Origin of the sequence: Streptomyces sp. YGL11-2, assembly GCF_050054615.1 — a bacterium.
In the GTDB taxonomy this organism is placed as follows: domain Bacteria; phylum Actinomycetota; class Actinomycetes; order Streptomycetales; family Streptomycetaceae; genus Streptomyces.
The window spans coordinates 1-1,485 of record NZ_JBNHIN010000123.1; the positions used below are offsets into that span (position 1 = coordinate 1).

Annotated in this window: 2 protein-coding genes; both read left to right on the forward strand. The window is 71.6% G+C overall.

Annotated features, from left to right (window positions below):
- Window positions 1-602: divalent metal cation transporter (locus ACO1BR_RS43755; protein ID WP_426800695.1), on the forward strand; the 602-nt coding region annotated here is incomplete at its 5' end.
- A 110-nt stretch (window positions 603-712) separates the two neighbouring features.
- Window positions 713-1,444 (forward strand): MgtC/SapB family protein, encoded by a 732-nt coding sequence (locus ACO1BR_RS43760; protein WP_426800696.1) that lies wholly within the window; start codon window positions 713-715, stop codon window positions 1,442-1,444.
- Window positions 1,445-1,485 lie beyond the last annotated feature (41 nt).

The following is a 1,485-nucleotide window of genomic DNA, read 5'->3' on the forward strand; positions in this document are numbered from 1 at the left end:
TCGGCATCAAGCACTCCCTGCACCGCGGCATCAAGGGCGCCAAGGGCTTCTACGCCATCTACGCCGGAGTGGTGGCCGTCGCCGCCGTGATCGTGCTGATCCCCGGCTCTCCGCTCGGCCTGCTCACCGAAGGCGTCCAAACCCTCGCCGGCGTCCTCCTCCCCTCCGCCAGCGTCTTCCTCCTCCTGCTCTGCAACGACCGCGCCGTCCTGGGCCCCTGGGTCAACGGCCCGAAGACCAACGCCTTCACCGCCGCGGTGGTCGGAGTCCTGGTCACCCTCTCCATCATCCTGACCGCCTCCGTTCTCTTCCCCGACATCGGTGCGACCACCATCCTCGACATCATGGTCGGCTGCGGCATCGCCGGAGTCGTCGCGATCGGCTACGCGGAGGTCCGCCGCCGCAGCAAGGGCTGGGCGCTCAGCGGCCGGCCGATCAACCGCAGCGGCAAGGACGACTGGCGGATGCCCCCGCTGGAGACCTTGCCGAAGCCGATCTTCTCCACCGGCCGCAAGATCGGGATGGGTGCCCTGCGCACGTACCTGCTCATCGCGATGGTCCTGGTCGTCATCAAGATCGTTGAGGTCGCGCTCGCGCAGTAGCACGGCACTCAACACCAGGAGGGCGCGCAACACCCTCTGCCCCGCTCCCCCGCCCGGGAGCAACCACCCTGTCCCGCAATCGTGGTCCCGGCCACCGAAGGAGGTGCACCATGCACACCCTCACCATCATCGACTTCCTGATCCGGCTCGCCACCGGCGTCGCCTGTGGAGCGCTGATCGGCGTCGAGCGCCAATGGCGCGCCCGGATGGCGGGGCTGCGCACCAACGCCCTGGTGGCCGCGGGCGCGACCCTCTTCGTCCTCTACAGCACGGCCGTCGGCGACTCGGGCAGCCCGACCCGGGTGGCGTCCTACGTCGTGTCCGGTATCGGCTTCCTCGGCGGCGGGGTGATCCTGCGCGACGGGGCCGGGGTGCGCGGGCTCAACACCGCGGCCACGCTGTGGTGTTCCGCGGCGGTAGGCGTGCTGGCCGCCTCCGGCCGGCTGGAGCTCGCCGTCCTGGGCACCGTCGCGGTCCTGGCCGTACACCTCGTACTGCGCCCGGCCGGGCGGCTGTTGGACCGGGCACCGGCCTCCGGGTCCGACCCTGACGCGGCCGTCCACGCCACCGTCCACGTGGTCTGCGAGCGCCGCGCCGAGACGCACATCCGCGCCCTCCTGCTCCAGGCACTGACCGCCTCCGGGCTGACCCCCACCGGCCTCCGGGCCAGTCGCGAGTCCGAGGACACCACCGGCTTCCGCGCCGCGGTCACCGTCTCCGGCGACATCGCCCAGGCCCTGGAGCAGGTCATCACCCGCCTCTCGCTGGAGCCCGGCGTACGGGACCTGCACTGGCACCTCAGCGACGGTGAAGTCACCGCGGAGCAGCGGGTACTGGCCTGAGCGATCCGGGGATCCGCCGCGGCCGCCTTCCTCGGGAAGGC